We start from the raw sequence: 23814 nt of genomic DNA, 5'->3' as shown, positions 1-23814 counted from the left end.
GATCTGCTGTATGAAATGTGCCTTTAAATGTGCCTTTATTACGACCCCGCCAGCACAGCCAGCAAGGCCGACGTCAGGCAACACCTGACAGGCAATCTGCTGGCTCAGGATTCTGCCATCCGTCTTGTGTGGTGTCAGACAACGGGATAGTTGTGCGCAGCTTCGCCGCAATTTCCGTGTTTCATTCACTGGCCGACCCCATGTCGCAAACAGAGACGCAATTGTTCATGAAAGAGCTATACATACGCTCGTCCTGCCGCAGTTGCGGGCTGGGCAAAGCCCTGATGAAGTGGATTGCCAGCTATGCCCTCAGTAAAGGATGCGCACGCATGGACTGGACCGTCAACTCATCAAATCATGCAGCACAGGATTTTTATCATTCTCTGGCGGCAGCGCATGTTGCGGACAGGTGGCATTACAGGATGACGACAGAGGGTCTGTCAAACCTGGCCAGTCGCAACGAATCCAGATTCCATGATTGAACTCAGGGCTAAACAGATTACTTTTTGCTCCCCCTATCGACGTACCCGTCTCCAGGTCCCGTCCCGCAATACCGCAAGTTCAGCAAAACTGCACGTCACATCATTCCATGGTTTATTTGAAAAGAAATGGCGATACTGCGCCCGCCGTGCTGACGCTGATTATGCATCGTCAACGGCTTCCTACAGGCACTGGCAGAAGCTGATGCCGGTGACGCCCACATCAACCTGGATGAGAGAGAAAAATGCGTTTGAAAACCCTGATGGCTGCGGCCTGCACCGCGGTCTTGCTGGCAGCTTGCGGTGGCAGTTCCAACTCCAATACGGCCACTGCACCAGCAGTGGTCGTGCAAAGTCCGGCGATTCTGACCGGCGAAGCCCTGCAAGCAGAAGTCGATAAATTCCGTAAAGAAAATGGCTACCCCGGCATTTCAGTCACCATCGTCAATCAGGACAAGGTGGAAGCCGTCGTCAGTGGCGTGCGTGAAATCAATACCAACAAGACCTTGCTGGGGACGGATCTGTTCCAGCTTGGCTCGCTGACCAAGGCAGCTACGGCCACCATGATAGGCCGCCTGGTCGAGCAAAAGAAAATACGTTGGGATAGCACGGTGGCAGAAATTTTTCCGGCATGGAGCACACAGATACGACCAGAATTTTTAGGTGTCACGGTCGAACAATTGCTGCGTCATCGCTCCGGTCTGCCACGTGAAGCCAGCGACGCAACCATCGCCAAGGCCCTGCCTTTGCTGAGCGGTGACCTGCAAAAAGACCGGCGCTCGCTCGCCGTCCTGCTCTTGCAGGATGCACCTGAATACACGCCCAACAGCAAAATGCTGTATTCAAACATAGGCTATGCGCTGGCCGGTCTGATGGCGGAAACGGCTGCCGGTGATACCTATGAAAACCTGATGCAGAAAGAACTGTTCACACCACTTGGTATGAAAGGCTACCTGGGCTTCCCGGAAGACAGCAGCATCAACAACAATAGCGGACACCAGATGTGGGGTGGCGCATGGAGGGCTACCCCGCCAGTCGTTGATCCGCGCTATGCCTTCTTTATCAATGCCGCCGGCGGCATGAACCTGAACATGGCTGACTACGGTATATTTTTGCGTGAGCACCTGCGCGGCTTGCAGGGGCAAAGCAACTACCTCAGCAAAGCCAGTTTCACCTTGATGCATACCCCTGTTGATGACTACGGTCTGGGCTGGGGTGTGGTCAACGTACCGCAGCTGGGCTATGTCAGCACGCACAACGGCACTGAACTGACCTACTACGCCACCAATCGCGTCATCCCCAGCAAGAACGTGGCAGTTGCCATCAGTTGCAATTGCTATGATGCCGCTGCCACATCCAGAATAGATGATTTTGCTGACTCGCTGCTCAGCCCCATCCTGCCCAGGTAAGCGTCATGCACTCCAGCCATGCCGGAGTGTCTATTCAGGCATGGCTGGCTGCAAAAAACCGGACCAGTGCCAGTGACAGCGCCATGGCGTAGCCGCAGGCAAAGCGTTTGAAACGCAAATCCTCTCCGGTGCGCCAGGCACTGAACACGGCAACAAATGCCCCCATGAGCAAAGGCGTCAACACCAGATTGGCAACACGGCCGGTACTGCTGGCAATAAAAGCGTGAGGGAATATCCACACACTGACCGCACCGGCCAGCAGTCCCAAAAAAGCATATCCCATGACCAGCAAGACCGGGCCATTTTCCTTGCGGCTGGTGTGATTCCATGAAAATACTTCCACCAGCACTTCGGCCACCAGTTGCAGCAAAACTTCAAAGATAAATTCGAACATGTTTTTTCCGTCCGCTGCCCGTCAGTGAACCTGTCAGTAAGTATCGTACCTGTCAATGCGCCAGCATCTGCACGGCAACCATGGCCAGCACTGCCATGCCGGTCATAAAGCAAAGTACGGCATGCGTCAAACGATCCTGCTTAACTCCCCGCTCTTGCTCAGGCGCAGGCGTGCAAAGTCTTCTGCCAGGAACAGCTGGCCCGGATAATGCGCCCTGGCCTCTGCCTCGATATCGCTGATGCAGGGTGAACGCTCAGGGTCAGCCTGGTAGCGGGCACTGAAATGCGTCAACACCAGATTGGGCAGATTTACCGAAGCGGCAAACGCAGCAACGGCGGCGGCTGAACTATGCTGCACCCGGTCGCCTACGCGTTCGGCCACATCTACCGTATAAGTCGCCTCATGCACCAGTACCTGGGCCGATGCGCAGGCTGCGCGCAATAATTCAGGCTGATCATTATCGCCCCCCACAATGATACTGCGTGGCGGGTAAGGATGATGCAGATAGTCCACAGCGCTGATGGTCCTGCCTTCATGGACGATATCAAGCCCACGTTTCAGTTGTCCCCACAGCGGGCCTGGCGGTATGCCTGCCGCCTGCAATCTGGCGCTGTCCAGTACTGCTTCAACATTGATCTCGGTAAAGCGATACGCATAAGATGGCACGCGATGTGACAGTAAGGTCGTGTCCACACGCACAGCCTGGTCCTGCCAGCTATTGTTTTGCGTGTTCAGTTGCTCGACTGCAATGTAATGCACATCAAACGGCAAGAATGATTCGCTCATTGCCTGGGTGGCCTTCAGCCAGCCCTCTATCGCTGCCGGGGCGACGATGTACAGCGGCGTCTTGCGACCATTCATGGCTGCGCTCGACAGCAATCCCGGCAAGCCATAACAATGATCGCCATGCACATGGGTGATGAAGATGGCCTGTAGATCATGGACAGACAAACTGGTATTGAGTAGTTGGTGCTGGGTCGATTCGCCACAATCAACCAGGTACCATTTGCTGCCCTGGTCAGGCAGGAGCGCCAGGCCGGTCACATTACGCTGGCGGCTTGGTGCGCCTGCTGAAGTGCCTAAAAATAAGATGTCCATGTGATCCTGATAAAACCTTGTTACAAATTGCTGCCCTACTTGAAGGCGCGACTCTATTATCTAAATTATTTTCTGCTACGATGCTTGCCTGACAGCCCGCAGGGCACCCCATCCATGGAGACGGCAAACACATGAAACTACCCGCAGCACTGCAAAACCTGACCAGCGCCCTGATACAACGCCAGAAAGAACGCAAACGCCTGCGCGGCCCTGCCGACCTGCATTATGCCATTGCCGATTCTATCAGCATGCTCGACGCCGGCAGCTGGAACGAGGTGACGACACAATCGGCACAGGCAAGTTTTTTCATGTCGCATGACTACCTGTCCGCACTTGAGCAGGTCCTGCCATTGAATCTGTCAGCGCGCTACGCCCTGATTTTCAGCGGAGAAGGCAGCGAACGGCAAATCATTGCTGCGGTCTACATGCAGATCGCCGATATTACCCTGGCCCAGGCAAGACCGGAAAAACCGGCGGGCAACGCTGACAGAACAGGCAATAAAGCAGCTGCAAAAAAATGGGGGCTGCCACTGGAACAACTCGACAAACTGGCCCAGCAGACGCGCCAGCGCATACTCACCTGCGGCAACTTCCTCACCTTTGGCCAGCATGGCATTGCCTTCGCCAAAGATGTCGATACGCAACTGGCCTGGCATGGCGTGGTCGAGGTATTGTACCGTGTACGCCAGGCAGAAAAGCTGGCTGGCAAAACCCATTTTGTCATGATCAAGGATTTGCACGAGCCGTATATCTCCCAGGCCGCGCACCTTGAAAACCTCAGCTACCGGTATGTAGAAACCGAACCCAACATGGTGCTGGACCTGGCGCCAGACTGGAAGAGCTATGACGACTACCTGGCCAGCCTCGCCTCCAAATACCGCAGCAGCATACGCAATGCCGTTTTCAAACCGATTGATGAAGCGGGCTGCACGGTAGAAAAACTCGACGACCTGACACCGGTACTTGATGATATCTATGCCCTGTACAAGGCCGTACAGGTCAATGCCGATTTTCGCCCTATAGAACTGTTGCCCGAATACTTCCCGGTCTTGCAGGCCGTGGCCGCCGACAGGTTTCTTTGCAGCGTCATCAAACGTGAAGGCAAACTGCTGGGCTTTTTGATTTCTGTCGCCGACGGCGATACAGCCATTGCCTACCACATCGGTTTTGACCGTGTCGCAGCCGAAGAATTGCCGATATACCTGAGACTGCTGCACGCTGGCATTGCCGACGCCATTACGCTGGGCTGCAAGCAGGTTTCATTTGGCCGCACAGCCCTGGAACCCAAGGCCGCCCTCGGTGCCAAGCCACAGAATTTTGGCGTCTTCATCAGGCACAGGCAACCGGTATTGAACAAACTGATCAAACGCCTGCTGCTGGGCATAGAACATGATGATGCGCCCGAGCGCAATCCGTTCAAGAAAGAGAAAGCGGCGAAATAAAAACAATAGTGAACTGTAACAGTGAACTTTACAGGCAAGCTCCACGCCTGCCTGTGATCAGTCACATTACATCGTGCCGCACACCAGACGCGCACCGCCGCCGCCCAATACTGCCGGATGATCAGAGTGATTGTCACCGCCGACGTGCACCATCAGTGCATGGCCTTTGAGATCAGCCAGTTTCAGGCGCGGCGCCAATACCGGCTGGTTGGCGTTGCCACTGGCGTCCACATACACTGGTGGCAAATCGCCCAGGTGGCCGTCACCCCATGGGGTGCCATGCTTGTTGCTGTTTTCCGGATCAAAGTGACCACCGGCGCCCAAAGCGGCAACCATCTTGCCATCTTTCTCTTTGGCGCCGCAGTCAGCGTTCTGGTGTACATGGAAGCCATGCAGGCCCGGTGTCAGACCGGTCAGGGCTGGCGTAAATACCAGGCCATATTTGGATTCGGAAACCACGACCTGGCCCAGTTTGGCACCGACGCCGGCCTCACTGACCTGGTTCATGTTGATGGTGACATCGGCAGCAGCGATCAGCGGAAAAGCGGCAATCAGGCAAGCAAATACTTTAGTTTTCATGATGAATATCTCTTAAAAAATGAAAAGCGGCAGCGAGCTGACGCATAGATGCCAATATACGCGACTATGATGATACAGGCAATTTCAGAGTAACTACGTCACCCCCTGCTGCTCCAGTCTCGACAACGGCCTGACATGGTCAAAGGCCGGCAACCCCAGGTGCTGCTGCATCGCCTGCCGCCCCCTGGGCGTAATACTGACCGTCCGCGTGCCGGGGCTGCGCAAGACCCAGCCTTGCCTGACGAACAGGTCGAGCAAAGCTGCACCAAGCACACCTGCCAGATGCGGCCTGCGCTGGGTCAGATCGACACAGCAGCGTGCATAGACACGGCGGTTCTGCTTTTGCGTCGATGAACTGTCCGGACCGGCTATGCCCAGCGCTGCCAGCTTCTCTGCACCGAGTGCAGTCAGTTGAAAATCCTTGCCATCCTCCTGGTATGCCAGCCAGTGATTGTCCAGCATGGTTGCCAGTATCTGCACGGCAACTTCGCCGGCCAGATGGTCATAACAAGTTCTGGCATGCAAGAACTGACTGGGCATACTGCGCGCCAAAGCTGGCCGGGGTGGCTGGCGATGATTGGCATGTTGCCCTGCAGAAAACGCAGCCATCGCTTCGATGAGGCTGGCTGCATCAGGGCTCGCTATCCGGAAATAGCGATGCCGCCCACGTGATTCTGACAGCAACAGGCCACCCTCTACCAGCCTGGCCAGATGGTTGCTGGCAGATTGCGCCGACACATTGGCGGCAAAGGCCAGTTCCCCCGCAGGGCGGGTCGTGCCATCGATCAGCGCCCACAGCATCGCGGCACGCGCCGGGTCCGCCAGCAAGGCGGCAACGTGGGGAATGCGGGTGATGCTGGCAGACTCATCCATAGTTCATCCTAGCGTGAAATATTGTGCCTGCATCTTGCCGATAATCGCAGCAGTTGTCCATCAAATCAGCAGTTCCATCCACCACTTCATCATGCTCAGGAGCAAAAAATGAATACCGCACACAATATTGGCATCGCCAGCCAGATCGGCAAATACAGTGACGCCGTTGCCGTCCCCGCCAACAGCCGCTGGTTATACACCGCCGGCACGCCGGGTCTGGACGTCAACGGCCATCTGCCCGCTGACATCAGCAGTCAGGCAGAACTGGCCTGGCGTCATATTATGCAAATGCTGGAAGCAGCACAGATGGGCATGACCGATATCGTCAAGATCACCCACTACCTGACACGCGAAAGTGACATCGCCGACTACGTCAAGGTGCGCAGCCGTTTCATCGGCGACGCCCGGCCCGCGTCCATGCTGATGGTGATACCTGCACTGGTAAAACCGGAGTTTCTGGTGGAAATAGAGGTGATTGCGGCGCGAGCAGATTCTTGACGCTTCCTGTCAACGCTGCCCTTTACTGCTGGCGAACGACGCAAAACATGAGTCAGCCCTCAACTCCGTCATACCCGCGAAGGCGGGTATTCATCGCCGGTCTGCCGTACCGTTGACATACGCTACAGCAGTACCTCTAGATTTCTGCCTGCGCATTAAGGGCAGCTTGCAGCATGCAACGGCCCCTGATATCGCGCTTCAACATCACTACAAAAACAATTCAACCACCAATGGCCCTGCGCCCCAGTGCACTGTCGTCAGAAAAAAAGCCATCGATGCCCGCAGCAATATAGGTCTGCATTTCGGCGACAGAACCTTTTTCATTGCGGGCATCTTCGCCTTGATTGTCACGGTAATCAGCGGGCAGAAAACGGTTCTCTGGCCGGAAAGTCCAGGTATGCACCAGCAAGCCTGCGTCATGCGCATCGGCGATCAGGCTGGTCGGCTGGCCGAGTTTGCCGTCTGCCTGCAACGGGATCAGTGCACGGGTTGGCGGCGCCACCACGTCAGCATAACTGGCGATGTCACGCAAACCCTGTTTGCTGCACATTTTGCCAAACGTCAGTTCACCGCCAGCAACCACCACGTCAGCCGGACGTATGTCGCCACGTTCCACCAGTTGCATCAGGCGCACATTTTTTTGCTTGCCGATCACACTGCGTATGTACTTGAGGTTGGCAACTTCAAACGACTGTATCTCCAGCGGACAGCGGCGTGTGTATTCATGCGCGGCGATGGTGGCGAGAAAACGGTCTTCCAGCGGCAAGCCTATGCTCTTGAAGTAAGTAGAATGCTTGAGCTCGGGCACCAGACCGATCACCCGCCCTGTCGTGGCGGCATGGGCGGCGGTAAAGTCGATGATTTCATCCCAGGTCAATATCTGGAACATGCCATCATAGGCCGTGTTCTGTGGGCGCACCCTGGGCAGGCGTTCAACGGCGCGCAGGGTCTTTAATTCTGCCAGGGTAAAGTCTTCGACAAACCAGCCATCCTGCCTCCTGCCGTCTATGGTTTTGATGGTGTGCTTGCCGGCAAATTCCAGCCTGCTGGCAACGTCAGTCGTTTCAGCCAGAAAAGCTTCATGACGCGCAACCAGCACACCGTCTTTGGTGATGACCAGATCAGGCTCGACATAGTCAGCACCATCGGCAATCGCCTTGGCATACGCAGCCAGCGTATGCTCTGGCCGCAGTGCCGAGGCACCGCGATGGGCAAACAACTCTACCTTGCGTGGATTGTCCGCCAGGGCTGACAAGGGTGCAGTCAGCATGGCCGACATCATTGTTACTGCGCTCACTGCTGCTGTCTTGATAAAGTCGCGACGGCTATCCATCATGCATGCTCCTTAAAAACTCGCACCAAATGTCACAAAAACCTGACGCGGGGCGATAGGGAAAGTATTGTAGGTGCCACTGGCCGCACCAACCACCACGACGGAAGCCCCAGTGACCTGGTTGAGATTGGTGACATTCATGCGTACTTTAGCATTTTTCAAAAAGCCCCTGGGTTCCAGCGGTATTTTTGCAGACAGGCCGAGGTTGAGCATGAAGTAACTGTCAACAGCCAGGTCATTGGTATAGGTGGCATAGCGCTTGCCCACATAATCACCCGTCAGTTGCGCTTCAAAGTCGCCAAATGTGGCCGTGGCAACGAACTTGTTCATCCATTCCGGGCTGCCAGGAACACGCTTGCCTGCGGTATTGACCACAGCCTTGCCATTGCTATAGTCATCAGCATACACAGAACGGTTATACGACAGGGCGTTGTAGAAACTGAAGTTTTTGCCAAAGTACAGCGTTCCGGCGATATCGATACCATCAGTGCTGACGCTGCCGACGTTGGCCAGGATGGGGTTGCCACCGACGATGGAAGTAATCACCGGCGTCGGGCTGATCTGCAACAGGCGATTGCTGAAGTCCACGTGGTAGACATTGACCTGGGCATCAAATTTGTTCAGCATGCCAAGATCAAGATTGCGCTTGCCGCGCCAGCCCAGTTCGTAAGTCACCGAAGTTTCTGGCTGCGCAGTATTCTTGAACAGATCAAACGCAGACTGGCTGGCCAGGCTCCAGGGCGACGCACCGCCACCACCATAGGTCATGAACTGACGCATATTTTTCTGCGCATTGACAAACACCTGATCGCGCGGACTTAAATCCCACAGCAAACCCAGTTGTGGCAAGAACCACTTCTTGGTATCGATCTCACCCACAGGCAAGGCCAGTGAACCGCCAGAAATGGCGCCGGGCAAAGGCTGTACAGGGAAATCCCCCCTGGCATATTGCAGGCTGGACTTGAAGCCGGCCTGCAAACTCAGGTCCGGGCGCACCTTCCATTCATCCTGCAGATGCAACTGAATGACGTTATTGCGTATCTCACTGCCATACTGAGTAATCAGTGGTTTGCTTGGCCTGTCATAAGGTGAACTGGGGTTATTGACGTCGAGCGCATACCAGCGGCGATAGGCTGACGATTCATTATGCTCCCACCAACCACCGAATTCGATCTGGTGATCGCCCCAGCTGGTGCGCAGGTTGGAGATCAGGCCGGAACGATGGATATCATATTCCGTCGTCCGTGTTGCGTAGCCAGAATTGCCGAACACTTGCTTCAGGTTCTGGTTGGGGAAGTAGACGCTGAACAAGGCCGGCAAACCCGCCGCACCGATGGGGCCAGCCACCACACCCACGCCATCATCACGATGGAAATAGGCTTGATTGGACCAGACCGTATCGTTACCGATATTCCAGTCATGTTTGGCATAAGTCAGCACGTCTTTGCGCTGCGCATCGCTATAGTAATTGCGGTAGTTGGAACCTTCTGCCGCTGGTGTCGCACCGGTCGGCGACAGATAGCTCAAGGCAGTCGCAAAATCAGGATAGAGAAACGGCCGCGTATAAGGCGCACTGGTTTCGCCAGTCACATGCACAGTGGCATCTTCATTCGGTTCTATCTTGTCGTTGTAGTTGAAATAGAAAGTGAACTTGCCGCTGTTTTGCGTATTGGTGTATTTGGCATTTAGCTGCTTGCCGCCCTGCTTGCCGTCAAAGTCCCAGGCGCGTGCGTCCTGACGCATGACCGCAATATAAGCGGCGTTGCCATCTCCAAAATTGCCGGTATCAAAACGGGCAAACGTGCGTGAAGTACGGTAGCTGCCAAAGGTCTGTTCCAGGCTGGTTCTTTGCACTGCCAGCGGGTCGCTGGAAAACACTTCTATCGTGCCACCCAGGTTGCTGGTTGAAGCCGTCGCCAGGTTACCGGCACCGGAAGACAGGATCACATTGCGCACGTTTTCGCTGATGACCGCGCGCTGCGGCGACAAGCCGTTGTAATTGCCATAGTTCTGGTCACCGAGCGGCACACCATCAAGCGTATAACCAAGCTGCTGACCATTGAAACCATGCACGAACAGGCTCAGGTTCTGTTCATTGTTGCCCCAGGGATCAGCCGTGGCAAAGGTCACGCCAGGCAAAGTCTGCAAACCCTTGACCGGGTTGGTGCCAGGTAAAATCTTTTGCAATTCAGCCCCGCGCAGGGATACCGCAGAACGAGTCGTCTGTGATGAAATCTCTACCGTGGCAATGCCCCCATCAGCTTTATCGTTTTTGTTATCGTCCTTGTTCGCCGTATTTTGCGCGTTCGCCAATTGAGCAAAGGCCATCAGGCAGGCAGCAGACATGCGCAGCAGGGGCGTTGATGGAAAGGCAGAGGTTGATATGCCGGTTTTTTTTGGGTGAGTTGATTTCATAGGTTTCTCTGTATTTCTGTTTTAGTAAACACGACATCTGCATGAGGGGTATTCACAAAAAAATACGCAAATACTTCCCCGCCCTGTCCGCCACGCAGCGACCGGGTCAGTGCAAAAATGCCTTGAAAAATTAGTTCAGGATGCTGAAAAAACGGAATGGAACATCAAACGAGCCGCCGAAGTGTAGTGGTGTTTTATGACCTTGCAGTGACAGTGTTTTCTGTGGGGAAAGATAGGTGGGCTGATCAGGTTAGATCATGCGGTATGCTGCTTATGCGCTCTTTTAATCTGCATACGCTCATTGACGACTACAGGTCGGGGGTAGCCCGACAGCTACTCACTTTTCTTGTCTCGCCAAGAAAAGTAAGCCAAAGAAGGCGACCCAGGCGTAGCCGCCCCTGCGGGGTTCCCGGTTGTGCGGTACAAAAAATGGGAAGATCCGAAAACTCGCTTCGCTCAAACATCGGCTCTTCTTGATCCATTTTCTGTACCGCACAACCGGCGTCTACACATGGGAACAGCGAAAGTCAAAGACAACAGCAACAGCAACAGCAACAGCAACAGCAACAGCAACAGCAACAGCAAAGTCTCGTTGATTAACCTTATCCAAGGTAATTTGAATCGCCGCTGTAGTGTCGTTGTTTTTGACTTTGAGGTTGTTTTTGATCTTTGCTGTTCCGATGTGTCGATGCCTTTGCTGCAAGGCAGAAAATGGAAGAAGAAGGATCGATGTTTGAGCGCCAGCGAGTTTTCGAGCCTTCCCATTTTTTGACTTGCTGCAAAGGGTACCCCCGCAGGGGGCAGCGACGCCTCGGTCGCCTTCTTTGGCTTACTTTTCTTGGCGAGACAAGAAAAGTGAGTAGCCGCCGGGCTACCCCCGGCCTTTACACTCACATCAACGAATGCAGGTAAAAAAAGAATGTATAAGCACCACGCCAAACAAGGCAATTTTGAGATCGAGTGTTGGGCTGATGAAACCCTAGCCCAACCTACGAGGCTGTGCAAGGTAATCTTCAGACACAGTGTGAGACTGATGAAGCTCCAGTCCAACAAATCCACTAAAGCTTTGCCTTGAACAAAAATACCTGCATACCCAAACATTTGTAAATTAATATCAAAGCCCGCCTGATCGCTATACAAATGACAAGACCTCTGCAAATAAATTTTACTTTCTACAGAAGTCACCCTCTAAAGCGGGTCTTGCGCTCGCAATTTCTGGTCAATTAGCTGACAATGCTAGCGATACCTTGATGCTGGAGATGTTGGTGGGAATGAGCGTGGATTTATTGTGGACGATAGGCTTGAGTTTTGTTGCCGTTATCGTATTTTTGCAAGTCGTGAGCCTGATGATAGGCGTCAACCGTTTGCTGAAATTGCAATTATGGACGCCACGCAAAACGCCTTGCCTGCGTCATGCCACTGGCGATATGCGGACTGTGCTCGAAGCCGCACGTGCCGAAATGGAGCAGGCTGGTTTTCGCTACATGCATAGCTGGCGTGAACGTGCAGTGACTGCTGCTGGCGATGTCCCGGCCAGCTATTGTGACGTGTATCATCATCTTGCACAGGATGTTCATGCTGAAGTCTATCCCAGCGAATCGCCTTACGAACAACGCCTCTACACAGTTTATTTGTGGAATACCTATATCGATGGCCGTGCCCTGCTGACCTTGAACGGTACTCTCAATACCGTCGTGCCCTACCCTGGCCGTGTCACTGTCATCAATGACAAGAGCAGTGATTTCGCAGGGCAACTGGCAACCCATCTGCATGTACGCGAACTGATTACTGTGCAGCGTACAGATCCGGTCGATGCGCCGGAGATTGCACAGAACCTGGCAGAACGCTGGCTGGTGCGGCTGGAAAGAGAAGGCAAGGTTTATCAGCGTGGACAGCGCGGTGACGAACCGGTTTATGGCTTTCGCTTCTGGCCTGCACTAAAGATGGTCTGGAGTTTGCGCAAGGGTGGCTGGCGCAAGAGCAAAACCGGCATGGGTTCAGCCAGTAGTATGAGTGCAGCCGATGTGCAGGCAGTCCGTCAGGCGCGCGACCGTTATTCTTTTGTGCGTACCCTATGCGCACTACGTTCCATGTCGGCGCCGCGCTGGTATCAGCTATCGATGCTGTTTGTATCCGCCGTATTTTTCATGGCGCTGGGTAGTTACCTCTGGGGACTGACAGGTGCGCTGGTGATTGCCGCCATCATTGCCCTGCATGAAGCGGGCCACTGGGCAGCAATGAAGTTGTCCGGCTTTCGTGACGTGCAGGTATTTTTTGTACCTGGCATGGGCGGTGTCACCAGTGGCGAGAAACATGAAGCCAGGCCGTTGACACATATGCTGGTCTACCTGGCCGGACCCATGCCCGGCATTATGCTGGCGCTGGCAGCAGCCGCGCTGGTGGTCTGGCAACCGGACCTGCTCACAAGTACAACCGGCCCCTATCTGAGCATGGCCATCATGGCTGCCTTGCTGGTCAATGGCTTCAATCTGCTGCCTGTGCTGCCACTTGATGGTGGCCGCGTCATTGACTTATTGCTGATCGCCCGCCTGCCCTGGTTGCGTTTTGCATTTTCATTGGCAAGCGGCATGGCGATCCTGGCCTACGGCTTGTACATCAATGACCGCGTTTTGCCTGCCATCGGCATACTGATGCTGATCGCTGCGCAGTTTCAGTACAAACTGGCCAGAACAGCTTCGCTACTGCAAAAGCAGAATGTAGCGCCACAACAAGACAGAAAGTTTGCTGTCGCCGTCGCGGAATTATTTGATTTTCTTGAGCAGCCCCAGTTCATCAAATGGAGCTTCACCAGCAAACTGGCAATTGGTCAGGCCCTGCTGCCACGCTACCTTGGACGCCTGCCCGGCTGGAAAGAAAGCGCAACCGGCCTTGGTATCTACCTGGCCAGTATCATGCTACCCATTGCTGCCATTATCGCCCTGCTGATACTGTCACCAGGCCCGACGCTGAGCCTGGCGGCACAAGGCGGCTCAAGCTTGCTGGCGACGACTTCAGGTCAGGCCCTGCCTGATATTCCTGTCGACCAGTCAAAGACCGGCGCCGCTTCATGGGAAGAAGAAAAGAACAGCATGCGCCAGGCCCGTGCAGAAAAACTCAACGCCGCACAAGGTGAAGCACGTGTCGCCACCATCAAGGCGGCAATCGAAGAAGCCTCGGACAGCGACCCGGAAGACGCCCTGCGCATTGCCAGAATCTACTACGCAGAAAACAATAATTCGGTACAGGCGACATACCAGCATGCCGATGCCGCCTTATCCATGGCCCATGCACTGGGCAATTGGGCTGGTGAGGACGAGCCGGAAAACGAGAAGAAAAACCAGGCAGACATCGCCAACTACCTGCAAGAGGCAGAGGCCATTTTACGCACCCGCCTGAACAACAGTGGCGGCGATAAAAATGACGCCCGCCTGCTGGCCGAAGTCTTGCAGGCGCGTGACTATGATCCCGACAACCCGTCACAACTGGCGCTCAAACAGGAAGTCGTCAAGTTGTTCGCCAAAGACAAACACCCCGGTGATACCCAACTTTTCGGCGCGCATCAGATGCTGGCCCGTGGCTACTATCGTTCTGGCAGCATTGAAGAAGCCGAGCATGAATTGCAGGCCGCTTACAATGACTATGAATGTGCCGGCAAACTCGCCAATAATTTCTTTTGTCAGACCGCAAACACGGACATGGCCTGGATACTGGCAGGCAAAAAGAAATTTGATGAAGCTGGCAAACTGCTGGCACAGGCAATCAATGCCACAACTGACGCCCCAGCCAAGGGGACGGCCAAAAGAAATAAACCTGGCATCCAGAATGAAGAATTGGTTCGCACCAGTCATCAGATCAGATGGATGATGGCCTTGCAGCAAAAAGATTTTGTTCAGGCGAGGGCCGAAGCTGTCGCGCTGCAAAACGTCAAAGCGCCAGGTACAGGAACCTGGTGGATTGATTTTTTCCTGTCGCGCAATCAACCCATCAGCAATTACCAGGCTGACCTGATGCTGATAGAAAGTCTGCGCGCCCTGGGCGAACAGACCGAAGCCAGCAAGCTCAGTGAGCGTTTGCAAGAAACACAGCGCAAAGCCAAAACCGCTGCAGCCAAAGCTGGCAGACCCGTCAGCGACGAGCAGCTATGCAGAACGCCCCTCTATGGCAACGACTGGAAAAATCCTTTCCAGCAAACCTTGCTCAACATAGAGCAAAGAGAAACCCGATGCAAGGCAAGAACCAGGGCCAGCTCCTGATCTGGCAGTGCACGAATCCGTGTTCAGACAGTCTTCTCTCCATTACCTGAACTGTACTCAAGAGCAGCTGTTGTGACATCAGGATTGCCAGGTCAACGCTATCGAAGCGAGCCCTGCCATGCTTGCCCGTTACACACGCGGAAAGCATATACAGATAACGACCAATCCTCCTGAGAATCTGCAAAGATATCTGTTGCAGGTTAAAACCAATCCACGTCATCTCAAGTATACTTGTTGCCATATCCGTTTTACGCAATACTGGCTGTAACTTGCCGCCTGCCTTTTATCCTTTCTTCACCTCATTGTTAAAAGACGACCTGGACATGCCTTCTCTTTTTAAAAAAAATAGCGTCATTGTTTTTCTCTGCCTGTTCGTTTTCAGCACTGTATTCAATTCCCCGGCACATGCCGAAGAAGCTGAGTTCGCTTCTTCGGGAACTGCTTTTGCCATCACCAGGAGCGGGCACCTGGTCACCAATTACCATGTCGTGCGGAACCTTGACAAAATCTTTGCCTTTGATCAGTACAAGAAACCACATCGTGCCGAGATTGTGGCAGTTGATCCCTACAATGATCTGGCCATCCTCAATATCAACGAAAAAACAACACCGCTGTACCTGGACAATTCGCCACGTACACGCAAAGGATCAGATGTCTCGACACTGGGTTTCCCCAATATCGATGTACAGGGGCCGGAATCAAAATTTACCAATGGCACCATCACGGCAGAAAGCGGCCTGGGCGGCGATATTCGTTTCCTGCAGATCAGTACGCCCATACAGTCCGGGAATTCTGGCGGGCCTTTACTGGATAATCATGGCGCAGTCATCGGCGTCATCACCTCCAAGCTCAGTGACGAATACATGATGCAGAAAGGCTCGATTGCACAAAACGTCAACTTTGCTGTAAAAGTTCAATACCTGCTGGCGATGGTATCAAGTACCAAGGCCGTCAGGGACCTGTTACCCCAGGCGCCGGCAAAAACCGTCAAATCCAGGGAAGACATTGCAGAGATGGCAGAAAATGCTGTCTATCTGATTTATGGTGAGGGAGGAGAGAAAAAAAGCCGCCCAGCCACTACACAAAGGGCAGACACAGAAAGAAAACCCCAGCAAACCGGCACGCCACAGACAGCCACACCAGACTCTGGCTCACAAGCTCCTCTGGTGGTACGCATAGGCCATGTAGCGCCAACAACTGGCAAATATGCTGAATCGGGACTCGATAGCGAAAACGGTGCCCGTCTAGCCATCGAATATGCCAACGCAACCAATATTGTGATCAAGGGGCGCCCGGTCAAGTTTGAGCTGGTCACTGAGGATGACAAAGGTGATGCTGAGGAAGCACCACTCGCAGCCAGACGTCTGCTGGCTCGTGGCGTCAAGGGTGTAGTCGGGCATCTCGGCAATAATGCATCCCTTGAGGCGTCCAAAGTATATTTTGAAGCGGTCGTGCCACAAATTTCACCTGCAACCAGAAGCGCCAGATACACCCGCCAGGGATTTTCTACCGCCTTCAGAACAATCACGGACGAACAAACTGCGCTTGTCCTGCTGGCCAAAGAAACGACCCGTAATCTGCCTGCAAAAAAAATCGCTATCATTCGTGACGGCAGTTCCTATGCTATGAGCGCAGGTAATCTTTTCAGAGACGTCGCCGAAAAAAATGGTAATACCCTGGTCAGCACGCAAACCGTGTCCCTCGATGCCGTCAGTTTCGATAATGAGATCGCAGCCCTCAAAACCGCCAATCCCGATCTGATCTTTTTTACCGGCCGGGACGAACAGGCCGGGCCATTGCTGTCGCAACTGGCGAAACAAGGCATGTTCCCGAAATTCGTCGGCACGGAAAAGATATGTTCTCGTGAACTAGGAAAACTGGCGTACTACAGTATCCAGGATGATAAAGTATTTTGCAGCGTCCCTGGCGCAACATATCCAGACAAGATAGCTTTGATTGATTCATTCGAACAGAACTTTAAAAAGCGTTTTGGCAAAAACTGGATTACCTACGCCCCTTATGCTTATGACGCCACCACCAGTCTGATCTACGCCATGATAAAGGCCGATTCGGTAGAACCATCCGCTTATCTTGGCTATTTGCGGATCATCAGCTTTGACGGTATAACCAGCCGCATTTCTTTTGATTCAAACGGCGATTTACGGCAAGCTGCCATCACCCTGTATACCTATAAAAATAATCAGATGCAGCTATCATCGACAGCAATGCGCTAAGCAAGAAAATCCAAAAAAACAAGCCATCAAGTTCTATCCTGAAAAAGACACTGTGCGGGTAAAATGCAGGCAGCCCCCGGAATGGCCGGGATGATGCTGCTTACCTGAAAACGGGGAACGCTTTGAGATTGATCACCACCTCCCTGCTTTGCCTGCTCTTCAGCCTGACATGCCAGGCTGCCGACCCGCGTTTCACCGTCATCCCCGTCGACACCACGACAGAAGAATTACAACTGTACCTGCGCGATGACAAGGACCGTGGCTTCAAGCAGTTTGACCGCCTCAAAACCTGGCTGGCGGGCCAGGGCAAAGAATTGCGCTTTGCCATGAATGCCGGCATGTATCATGCCGACTACTCACCTGTAGGACTGTATGTGCAACAGGGCCAGCAGCTCACACCACTCAATCTTGGCGATGCTTACGGCAATTTTTTCCTGAAGCCCAATGGCGTCTTTTTGCTGACCCAATCCGGCCCGATGGTGGTTGAATCATCAGAATACCCACCACTGGCGGCTAAGACCATACTGGCGACACAGTCCGGCCCCCTGCTGCTGCGCAAAGGCGTGATCCATCCGGCATTCAAAGAGAATTCTACTTCACGCCTCAAGCGCAATGGCGTTGGCGTGGTCGGCAACAAGGCCCTGTTTGTAATCACCGAGCAGCCGGTCAACCTGTATGAAATGGCGCAATTCTTTCGCGATGAACTGCATTGCCAGGATGCGCTTTACCTCGACGGCAACATCTCAGGCATCTATTCAACTGAACTGAACAGGAACGATGCCACCGTTGACCTTGGCCCCATCATTGCCGTCGTGCAGGCAACCACGGATGCAAAATAGCGGCAAGCCTCAATAGCGGCCGCCATATTTTTGCAGGTAGCGGCCCGTTGTATCGAGCAGCTCTTCAAACCCCAGTTTCAGTGAGTTGGAGGCGATACCGACTGGGCTGCCGCATAGCCGGTGATTGATGCGCTTCAAGGCCCGCTTGGGCAGGCTGCCAAGACTGATATAGCGCTCAGGGTCGCGGACATTGACCACCATCACACGCTGGCCAGACACTTCAAACACAGATAACCCGGTAATGTCAGACCACGGTATCAGGCCGGCAGCAAGATAGCTGCTGTTATCGTGTATGCCTGCCTGGCTGAGCACCAGGCCAGGCTTGCGGTCAATGATTTTCAGCAAACCGGCAAAACCACAAAGGCCGAAAAACACCAGCCCCGCCCAGCCTATGCCGTGCATGATCACGACATCATTGACCAAACCCTTTTCGGCCACCTGTGCCGCATCCATCTGCACCATCCAGATACTGGCTGCCACAAAAACCAGCGCGCCCGCGACCACACCGCGCAATTTGGACTTGCTCAGCTCAATGACTGTTTCATCAGGACCAGACATACTCCCCCGTTCAGATGCAGACCAGAAAATCAGAGACGCAAACTGTACTTACTCCGGCTTTTTCTCTTCCGCCGTTTTGGGTGACAGCTTCTCAAGATCAAGCAGCTCTGCCGTCGTCAATACGCCTACACTGACGACGTTATGGCCTTTGACACTCTCGCAGCGCAAAGACCCTTCTGTACAAAAACGGATGTCATTGTACATGCCCTCGCCAGGGTAGTAGAAAATCATCATGTCACCGGCGCGGTCTATGTTCATGGCACGGTCGAGTATCTCTTCCGGGAACTTGCCATTGGTTGCCTTCAACAGCCATTCACGCAAATGCGGAATGGCTGCCCTGGCAACCTCATGGGTCTGCTTGTTATGCGGGCCATGGAAGCCCAGGCGGGTACTCGCCAGCTTCTTGCCCGCCACCATCTGCCGCTCTGTACCCGCCATGAAGATCATGGCGCAGGCAGAATAGCAGTTGCCCTGCACCGCAGTATGTATATTGTTTTTGGTGATCAGGTCGGCAATCGTATAGGCGGCGCGCATGTCACCGCCAGGGCTTTCGCTGAGCACGATCTGCCTGATGTCGCCCTTGGCCATTTGCTGGCGAAACCGCTCACTATCGGCAGGTTCAACATGACCATACATGATCAGGGTGTCGTTGGACCTCAACATGCCCATTGCAGAAGCCTGGGTACTGAACAAGGTGGCAGTAGCCGCCAACAGCAGGGACAATTTTTTCAATCTGGATTTCATTGGATATCATTCATGATTTTTTAAACAAAATGCGATTCGAACCAGCTACCGTTCACGGTGCCAGCAATGTCAGCCAGCAGACTGCCTGAATATGCTTTTGCTGACCTGTCCGAATCGCGATGCGTTTGTGGCACCTTCGTGATGACACCTACGCAACTATGTTCAGAATGATATCTTAGTTTCCGTGCATGACGAAAACTGCGGACGGGTGGACTGTCACAGCCCACCTCCCCTGCCCCGCCAAGACAAGTTCGCACAGCAGGACAATACGTCAGCAACCTGCGCTTACAGACCGTTCACCAGCAGCATTTCCAGGTTGGCGCCGGTGCCGCGCAGTTGCTTCAGGGGCTGATGCTCAGGATCATCGTACCAGGCCTGTGCCTGCGCTGTAGATGGAAACTCGATCATCACCACGACCGTAGGCAAAGCAGCACTGCCCTCAAGCTGTGTTGCAGGCGCCCTGGCCAGGACGCGCCCGCCATGTCTTTGTATCAGCGCCGGCATTTTTTCACCGTACTCTTTTTGCCAGTCGGTATTGTTCACTGTCATAGAACCAATTGCATAAGCTGCCATGTTGCTCTCCTCTATCCATAAAACTGACAGTCAACGCAACTGCCTCAATGCACTTGCGTCTGTCATGGATTAATTATTGAACAAGCACGAATCAGACTCAATACTGCTACCATTACGACATTCGTAACTTTTTGTTTTGAATGGAATCACAGACGATGAGCGATAAATTGCGCAGCATGGAAGTTTTCATCGTGGCCGCCACTTCAGACAGCTTTGCCGCCGCCGCACAGATACTGGACATGTCCGCTGTCATGGTCGGCAAGCATGTGCGTGCGCTGGAACAACAACTCGGCGCCAGCCTGCTGGAACGCACCACCCGCAAGCACGCCCTGACCGAGATAGGCATCAACTACCTGGAGCGCTGCCGCGACGTCATCGCCAGCGTGGAAATGGCCGACCAGGTTGCCGAAAACCTGCGCGCCGTACCGCAGGGCCTGCTGCGCGTCAGCGCGCCGGTTTCTTATGGCGTACAAAGACTGGTACCGGTCATCAGCGCCTATGCCCTCGCCTGCCCACAGGTCAAGATAGACCTGACCCTCAACAACCGCGTCGTTGACCTGGCTGAAGAAGCCGTCGATGTCGCCATTCGCTCAGGCGCATTGCATGACACCGACCTGATCGCCCGCTCCCTGCGCCCTGCCCGCATGCTGGCCGTCGCCAGCCCGGCCTACCTGATGCGCCATGGCACACCGGCACATCCCTCCGAACTGGCCCAACACAACTGCCTGGCATTTGGCGACTGGGGACCCAATCACGCGTGGCGCTTTACGCAAGCTGAAGACAGCATCACCGTCCCCGTACAAGGCGCATTCGTCTGCAACAACGGCCAGGCCCTGCTCACCGCCGCCCTGAACGGCCTGGGCATCATCGCCCAGGCAGACAGCCTGCTGGAAGAACACATCGCATCAGGTCAGTTGACCACACTCATGCCCGACTGGGAACTGCCAACGCGCCCGCTGCACATCGTACGCCGGCCAGAAAAAAGACCCAGCGCCAAGGTGCGCAGTTTTGTGGATTTTGTGCTGGAACGGCTGGGGTAGGTTTTATCAGCCGCCCATTCAGGCATTGCCAGCGGCAATGGCGAGCTTCTTTATTCCCAGCTCTTCCAGATATGGCAGCAAACCGTCATCGGCCTCATGCAGAAAGATGGCATAGGGATTCAGGGATTTTTCTTTTTTGAAAAGCAGCGTATAACCATGCCCAACCAATAGAAACCCTGTCAGTTTTCTGCTCCAGACAAAACTTGCTTTCTCTGCACCAGCCCTGTGGTAAACCACGGTATCACCACGAAAATCATACTCTGCATGGAAAGGCGCACTTTTCTTTGCCGTCTTCAATATACCGCTTGCCCTCGTTCTTGCGGACCAATGCAGGACAGAAGAGCGAAAAGCAAGCCGCCCTTGCTGCGCTTTATTGCTATCCCAAAACAGCAAAAGCAGCACGAGAAAAGAGATCATTACTCCAAATTGAATCGAAATGGGGCGAAAAGGCTGACCCCAATATAAAAGAAGCGAAGACAAGAGCAAACCAAGTATGCAACATACCCTGATCAGTATGCAAAGGAGATGGATAGTTTTTGCAGATAAAGGTCGCTTGCGTACCATCAGATACGTATGGAGAGAAGCCGTCAAATTCGGCACCATCTGATTGAGCGCATCCACGCTGATGGGAGTACTGATGTGAAGTCGTTTCATGTATTCCATAAAAAGTAAGAATCGGCTGCTGCTTCTTTACATCCATGACACTCAAGCAGACCAGAATAAATCCATTGCAGCACCTAAAAACTACGCACAGTCTCATGCCAGTAACGGGCACTCTGCGATGTCTGCTTCACGACGACATCACCGGTTTTTGGGGATGGCCAGACGGACAAGCGATAAAAATCGACGATTCCATCCTCGCCCAGTGATTCATGGCCTTCATCCATAGCAAGAGCACAGTAGCGTACGCGATAACATCCCTTGCCAACAGGAGTCTCACATATCACATCACCACCCCAACTCTCCAATAGCACCGGCAGTTCAGCAACATCCAGAGATACTTCGACAATTTCTTCCCATCTGTCGTCAATAGGCGGCTCAGCATCCAGGACTTCTAGGGTAAACTCGACTTCACCGGTATGCAGCCCCGTGATGAGAAAAAGTGACCCCGGCACAGCCGCGCCGCACAATCCATTGGCTTGCCCGCGAAACGCATCATCCAGTTCCACACCACATGAACCCGTAGGCAAGACATAGAACTGACCGAAATGGACCTTCAGTGGTCCATGAAATATGATAGACATAAATTGACAGCGCCTGAGCGCATTGGTTTATTAATGAGAATAATGACCCTGAGCAATCAGCTTTGCGCGATTCAACTGATCGTGAAAAAGACCAGAAATGACCATGAACTGCGAAGCTGGAAAAACAATTGATTTTTACCTTATATTATCATTATCTATCCGGTCATAAATCTGTCCAATCAACCTCACACCGCTAAAAATAATGCGGTGATTCACCATGAATGCCCTGCAAACCTGCTTCCTTGAACTTGGCACGCGTCGTCATTACGAGGCGCAACAGCTACTGTTACGCGCCGGTGAAGTGGCGCAGCGACTATACCTGATAGAACAAGGCGCCGCGCGGCTCTACGTCATTGATTCACAAGGGCGCGAGACCACGACACAATTCTTCTTTGAAGGTGATGTCGTCAGTTCACTGGAAAGTCTGATGTCCGGCAATCCCAGTGCCATGCACCTGATCACCATGGAAGCCTGTCATGTGCACGTACTGGAGGGAAGCATCATTAAGGCGCGCATCAAGAATGAGTCAACCCTGCAAGCCGACCTGCTGGCATTGACACAGCAGCGGCTTTTTCATTACGTCAAGCTCTACACCAGCGCCATTGCAGATTCCCCCACCCAGCGCTACCTCAACCTACAGGCTACGCACTCACACCAGCTGGAACGCATCCCCCAACACATTCTTGCCTCTTATTTGGGCGTGAGCGCCGTACACCTGAGCCGAATCCGCCGCAAGCTAAAAAATATACCGCCTGACAGCACCGCCTGAACATATGTTAATGACGATGTGTCCCCCGGGATACATCATCGCTCCATCACAAATTTTGAAGGAGCGAAAACATGCAAACATTAGTCATTCTGGCCCACCCCTATTCCAGGAGTTATTGCCATGCCCTGTACGACCGCGTAGTACAGCAACTCGAACAAGCAGGCCATACCGTGGACCGTCTGCATCTGGATAAGGAAGATTTTGACCCCATCATGCGCGGCCACGACCTGGCCGTATACGCTGGCGGAAAAAGCGCAGACCCGGCCGTTGCAGCCTACCAGGCCCGCATCGACGCTGCCCAGCAACTGGTATTCATTTTCCCCATCTGGTGGGAAGTCATGCCAGCCCTGCTCAAGGGTTTTATCGACAAGGTATTCACCAAGGGCTGGGCCTACGAGCCAGCCAGGATAGGTTTAAAGGGGCACCTGACCCATATCCAGCGGGCAGTCATCGTGACAACCATGAACACCCCCAAATGGGCTTATCGCTGGCTGTATGGCAACGCCGTTCAACGAGCACTGGTACGTGGCACGTTGCTCAAGTGCGGCGTACGCAAGGTAAAGTGGCTAGCCCTGTCACCCGTCAGCCACGCCACTGATGCCAAGCGCAAAACCTGGCTGGACCAGGTGGGGGCGATGTTTTCAGAGTGACGATGGTTCTTTTATATCCCCACTGTTTTTCCAGACTCGGCGACGGCGAAGCCAAAACGGCACGCCCCACGCACCGCACGAGCTACGCAGAAATATCCCGAGCAAAAAAGTAAAAAGTCAGCATGTTCAGCAAACTGAGCGTCAATGCCCACCTCAAAGCAAGGGCAGACAGAACGGGTTGGAAGTAGGTTTCTATGGCCAAGTAGCCTGTATCGCACGAGGTAGCAATATGGGTTACAGGACAGGGTTGTGGCAAGTGAAGCTGAGATTCCGTATGACGAGACGCGACTTTTGGGCGAGATGTTTACCGATCTATGAAGTCTGGCTAAATGAGCTTAGTGAAAGAAGGTTTAACGGGGCGATTGAATGATGCTGAATACATACAGCCTA

General features: G+C 53.7%; 23 protein-coding genes. 10 read left to right on the top strand and 13 right to left on the bottom strand.

Annotated features, from left to right (window positions below):
- The first annotated feature begins 29 nt into the window (after positions 1 to 29).
- The gene (locus LZ463_RS24950; RefSeq protein ID WP_241459025.1) at positions 30 to 482 is read left to right on the top strand and encodes a GNAT family N-acetyltransferase; all 453 of its coding nucleotides are present in this window, start codon (positions 30 to 32) and stop codon (positions 480 to 482) included.
- A 242-nt stretch (positions 483 to 724) separates the two neighbouring features.
- Positions 725 to 1888: a serine hydrolase domain-containing protein gene (locus LZ463_RS24945; RefSeq protein WP_241459024.1), complete on the top strand. Its 1164-nt coding sequence runs from the start codon at positions 725 to 727 to the stop codon at positions 1886 to 1888.
- A 34-nt stretch (positions 1889 to 1922) separates the two neighbouring features.
- Here LZ463_RS24945 and LZ463_RS24940 read toward each other — a convergent pair whose 3' ends face one another.
- On the bottom strand, positions 1923 to 2282 hold the full coding sequence (locus LZ463_RS24940; RefSeq protein ID WP_241459023.1) for a hypothetical protein: 360 nt from the start codon (positions 2280 to 2282) through the stop codon (positions 1923 to 1925).
- A 126-nt stretch (positions 2283 to 2408) separates the two neighbouring features.
- Entirely contained in the window at positions 2409 to 3380 is a 972-nt protein-coding gene (locus LZ463_RS24935) for a ribonuclease Z (RefSeq protein WP_241459022.1), read from the bottom strand.
- Between the two features lie 131 nt (positions 3381 to 3511).
- On the opposite strand from LZ463_RS24935, the gene LZ463_RS24930 reads away from it, so the two are divergent.
- Positions 3512 to 4822: a GNAT family N-acetyltransferase gene (locus tag LZ463_RS24930; protein WP_241459021.1), complete on the top strand. Its 1311-nt coding sequence runs from the start codon at positions 3512 to 3514 to the stop codon at positions 4820 to 4822.
- 66 nt (positions 4823 to 4888) lie between these two features.
- Here the strand turns inward: LZ463_RS24930 and sodC are convergent, their stop codons facing one another.
- Entirely contained in the window at positions 4889 to 5401 is a 513-nt protein-coding gene (gene sodC / locus LZ463_RS24925; protein WP_241459020.1) for a superoxide dismutase [Cu-Zn] SodC, read from the bottom strand.
- A 93-nt stretch (positions 5402 to 5494) separates the two neighbouring features.
- Positions 5495 to 6274 carry an ArsR/SmtB family transcription factor gene (locus tag LZ463_RS24920; RefSeq protein ID WP_241459019.1) on the bottom strand — a complete coding sequence of 260 codons (780 nt, stop codon included), beginning with the start codon at positions 6272 to 6274 and terminating at the stop codon, positions 5495 to 5497.
- A gap of 108 nt (positions 6275 to 6382) precedes the next feature.
- Here LZ463_RS24920 and LZ463_RS24915 point away from each other — a divergent pair, with 108 nt between their 5' ends.
- A complete protein-coding gene (locus LZ463_RS24915; protein WP_241459018.1) occupies positions 6383 to 6772 on the top strand; it encodes a RidA family protein in 390 nt (129 codons plus the stop codon).
- A 220-nt stretch (positions 6773 to 6992) separates the two neighbouring features.
- Here the strand turns inward: LZ463_RS24915 and LZ463_RS24910 are convergent, their stop codons facing one another.
- From LZ463_RS24910 to LZ463_RS24900, 3 genes are all read right to left on the bottom strand, one after another.
- Complete coding sequence (locus LZ463_RS24910; protein WP_489686152.1) at positions 6993 to 8105, bottom strand: glycerophosphodiester phosphodiesterase; 1113 nt, start codon at positions 8103 to 8105, stop codon at positions 6993 to 6995.
- 12 nt (positions 8106 to 8117) lie between these two features.
- Entirely contained in the window at positions 8118 to 10520 is a 2403-nt protein-coding gene (locus tag LZ463_RS24905) for a TonB-dependent receptor (protein ID WP_241459016.1), read from the bottom strand.
- Positions 10521 to 10976: 456 nt separating this feature from the next.
- Positions 10977 to 11660 carry a hypothetical protein gene (locus LZ463_RS24900; RefSeq protein ID WP_241459015.1) on the bottom strand — a complete coding sequence of 228 codons (684 nt, stop codon included), beginning with the start codon at positions 11658 to 11660 and terminating at the stop codon, positions 10977 to 10979.
- A 131-nt stretch (positions 11661 to 11791) separates the two neighbouring features.
- On the opposite strand from LZ463_RS24900, the gene LZ463_RS24895 reads away from it, so the two are divergent.
- The 3 genes from LZ463_RS24895 to LZ463_RS24885 all read left to right on the top strand — a co-directional run bounded on the left by LZ463_RS24895 (position 11792) and on the right by LZ463_RS24885 (position 17846).
- Positions 11792 to 14773 carry a hypothetical protein gene (locus LZ463_RS24895; protein ID WP_241459014.1) on the top strand — a complete coding sequence of 994 codons (2982 nt, stop codon included), beginning with the start codon at positions 11792 to 11794 and terminating at the stop codon, positions 14771 to 14773.
- A 323-nt stretch (positions 14774 to 15096) separates the two neighbouring features.
- Positions 15097 to 17007 (top strand): ABC transporter substrate-binding protein, encoded by a 1911-nt coding sequence (locus tag LZ463_RS24890; protein ID WP_241459013.1) that lies wholly within the window; start codon positions 15097 to 15099, stop codon positions 17005 to 17007.
- A 122-nt stretch (positions 17008 to 17129) separates the two neighbouring features.
- The gene (locus tag LZ463_RS24885) at positions 17130 to 17846 is read left to right on the top strand and encodes a phosphodiester glycosidase family protein (protein ID WP_241459012.1); all 717 of its coding nucleotides are present in this window, start codon (positions 17130 to 17132) and stop codon (positions 17844 to 17846) included.
- A 9-nt stretch (positions 17847 to 17855) separates the two neighbouring features.
- On the opposite strand, the gene LZ463_RS24880 is transcribed toward LZ463_RS24885, so the two are convergent.
- The 3 genes from LZ463_RS24880 to LZ463_RS24870 all read right to left on the bottom strand — a co-directional run bounded on the left by LZ463_RS24880 (position 17856) and on the right by LZ463_RS24870 (position 19721).
- Complete coding sequence (locus tag LZ463_RS24880; protein WP_241459011.1) at positions 17856 to 18404, bottom strand: STM3941 family protein; 549 nt, start codon at positions 18402 to 18404, stop codon at positions 17856 to 17858.
- Positions 18405 to 18452: 48 nt separating this feature from the next.
- Positions 18453 to 19148, bottom strand: a complete 696-nt coding sequence (locus LZ463_RS24875; RefSeq protein ID WP_241459010.1) for an ATP-dependent Clp protease proteolytic subunit — start codon at positions 19146 to 19148, stop codon at positions 18453 to 18455.
- A gap of 285 nt (positions 19149 to 19433) precedes the next feature.
- Positions 19434 to 19721, bottom strand: a complete 288-nt coding sequence (locus LZ463_RS24870; RefSeq protein WP_241459009.1) for a DUF1330 domain-containing protein — start codon at positions 19719 to 19721, stop codon at positions 19434 to 19436.
- 155 nt (positions 19722 to 19876) lie between these two features.
- Here LZ463_RS24870 and LZ463_RS24865 point away from each other — a divergent pair, with 155 nt between their 5' ends.
- Complete coding sequence (locus LZ463_RS24865) at positions 19877 to 20761, top strand: LysR family transcriptional regulator (RefSeq protein WP_241459008.1); 885 nt, start codon at positions 19877 to 19879, stop codon at positions 20759 to 20761.
- An 18-nt stretch (positions 20762 to 20779) separates the two neighbouring features.
- On the opposite strand, the gene LZ463_RS24860 is transcribed toward LZ463_RS24865, so the two are convergent.
- Genes LZ463_RS24860 through LZ463_RS24850 form a run of 3 tightly spaced genes read right to left on the bottom strand, consistent with a single transcriptional unit; the run spans position 20780 to position 22005 of the window.
- A complete protein-coding gene (locus LZ463_RS24860; protein WP_241459007.1) occupies positions 20780 to 21178 on the bottom strand; it encodes a hypothetical protein in 399 nt (132 codons plus the stop codon).
- Positions 21138 to 21461 carry a hypothetical protein gene (locus tag LZ463_RS24855; protein WP_241459006.1) on the bottom strand — a complete coding sequence of 108 codons (324 nt, stop codon included), beginning with the start codon at positions 21459 to 21461 and terminating at the stop codon, positions 21138 to 21140. The genes LZ463_RS24860 and LZ463_RS24855 overlap by 41 nt, the downstream gene beginning before the upstream one ends.
- Positions 21462 to 21498: 37 nt before the next feature.
- On the bottom strand, positions 21499 to 22005 hold the full coding sequence (locus LZ463_RS24850) for a hypothetical protein (RefSeq protein ID WP_241459005.1): 507 nt from the start codon (positions 22003 to 22005) through the stop codon (positions 21499 to 21501).
- A gap of 217 nt (positions 22006 to 22222) precedes the next feature.
- Between LZ463_RS24850 and LZ463_RS24845 the strand changes: the two genes are divergently transcribed.
- Both LZ463_RS24845 and LZ463_RS24840 read left to right on the top strand, forming a co-directional pair.
- Entirely contained in the window at positions 22223 to 22774 is a 552-nt protein-coding gene (locus tag LZ463_RS24845; RefSeq protein ID WP_241459004.1) for a Crp/Fnr family transcriptional regulator, read from the top strand.
- Between the two features lie 71 nt (positions 22775 to 22845).
- A complete protein-coding gene (locus LZ463_RS24840; RefSeq protein ID WP_241459003.1) occupies positions 22846 to 23424 on the top strand; it encodes an NAD(P)H-dependent oxidoreductase in 579 nt (192 codons plus the stop codon).
- The last annotated feature ends 390 nt before the right edge of the window (positions 23425 to 23814 follow it).

It is taken from the genome of Undibacterium paludis (assembly GCF_022568815.1).
GTDB lineage: Bacteria > Pseudomonadota > Gammaproteobacteria > Burkholderiales > Burkholderiaceae_D > Undibacterium.
The sequence above is the reverse complement of the archived record's forward strand: the minus strand, read 5'-3'. Positions and strand labels throughout refer to the sequence as shown.

What these genes read in the sequence shown, in the direction of transcription:
- LZ463_RS24850 (WP_241459005.1), bottom strand. Translation starts at nt 22,005, where the DNA reads ATGTCTATCATATTTCATGGACCACTGAAGGTCCATTTCGGTCAGTTC.
- LZ463_RS24880 (WP_241459011.1), bottom strand. Translation starts at nt 18,404, where the DNA reads ATGTCTGGTCCTGATGAAACAGTCATTGAGCTGAGCAAGTCCAAATTG.
- LZ463_RS24875 (WP_241459010.1), bottom strand. Translation starts at nt 19,148, where the DNA reads ATGAAATCCAGATTGAAAAAATTGTCCCTGCTGTTGGCGGCTACTGCC.
- LZ463_RS24920 (WP_241459019.1), bottom strand. Translation starts at nt 6,274, where the DNA reads ATGGATGAGTCTGCCAGCATCACCCGCATTCCCCACGTTGCCGCCTTG.
- LZ463_RS24935 (WP_241459022.1), bottom strand. Translation starts at nt 3,380, where the DNA reads ATGGACATCTTATTTTTAGGCACTTCAGCAGGCGCACCAAGCCGCCAG.
- LZ463_RS24845 (WP_241459004.1), top strand. Translation starts at nt 22,223, where the DNA reads ATGAATGCCCTGCAAACCTGCTTCCTTGAACTTGGCACGCGTCGTCAT.
- LZ463_RS24895 (WP_241459014.1), top strand. Translation starts at nt 11,792, where the DNA reads ATGAGCGTGGATTTATTGTGGACGATAGGCTTGAGTTTTGTTGCCGTT.
- LZ463_RS24915 (WP_241459018.1), top strand. Translation starts at nt 6,383, where the DNA reads ATGAATACCGCACACAATATTGGCATCGCCAGCCAGATCGGCAAATAC.
- LZ463_RS24905 (WP_241459016.1), bottom strand. Translation starts at nt 10,520, where the DNA reads ATGAAATCAACTCACCCAAAAAAAACCGGCATATCAACCTCTGCCTTT.
- LZ463_RS24890 (WP_241459013.1), top strand. Translation starts at nt 15,097, where the DNA reads ATGCCTTCTCTTTTTAAAAAAAATAGCGTCATTGTTTTTCTCTGCCTG.
- LZ463_RS24860 (WP_241459007.1), bottom strand. Translation starts at nt 21,178, where the DNA reads ATGATCTCTTTTCTCGTGCTGCTTTTGCTGTTTTGGGATAGCAATAAA.
- LZ463_RS24940 (WP_241459023.1), bottom strand. Translation starts at nt 2,282, where the DNA reads ATGTTCGAATTTATCTTTGAAGTTTTGCTGCAACTGGTGGCCGAAGTG.
- LZ463_RS24840 (WP_241459003.1), top strand. Translation starts at nt 22,846, where the DNA reads ATGCAAACATTAGTCATTCTGGCCCACCCCTATTCCAGGAGTTATTGC.
- LZ463_RS24870 (WP_241459009.1), bottom strand. Translation starts at nt 19,721, where the DNA reads ATGGCAGCTTATGCAATTGGTTCTATGACAGTGAACAATACCGACTGG.
- LZ463_RS24855 (WP_241459006.1), bottom strand. Translation starts at nt 21,461, where the DNA reads ATGGATGTAAAGAAGCAGCAGCCGATTCTTACTTTTTATGGAATACAT.
- sodC (WP_241459020.1), bottom strand. Translation starts at nt 5,401, where the DNA reads ATGAAAACTAAAGTATTTGCTTGCCTGATTGCCGCTTTTCCGCTGATC.
- LZ463_RS24930 (WP_241459021.1), top strand. Translation starts at nt 3,512, where the DNA reads ATGAAACTACCCGCAGCACTGCAAAACCTGACCAGCGCCCTGATACAA.
- LZ463_RS24865 (WP_241459008.1), top strand. Translation starts at nt 19,877, where the DNA reads ATGAGCGATAAATTGCGCAGCATGGAAGTTTTCATCGTGGCCGCCACT.
- LZ463_RS24945 (WP_241459024.1), top strand. Translation starts at nt 725, where the DNA reads ATGCGTTTGAAAACCCTGATGGCTGCGGCCTGCACCGCGGTCTTGCTG.
- LZ463_RS24910 (WP_489686152.1), bottom strand. Translation starts at nt 8,105, where the DNA reads ATGGATAGCCGTCGCGACTTTATCAAGACAGCAGCAGTGAGCGCAGTA.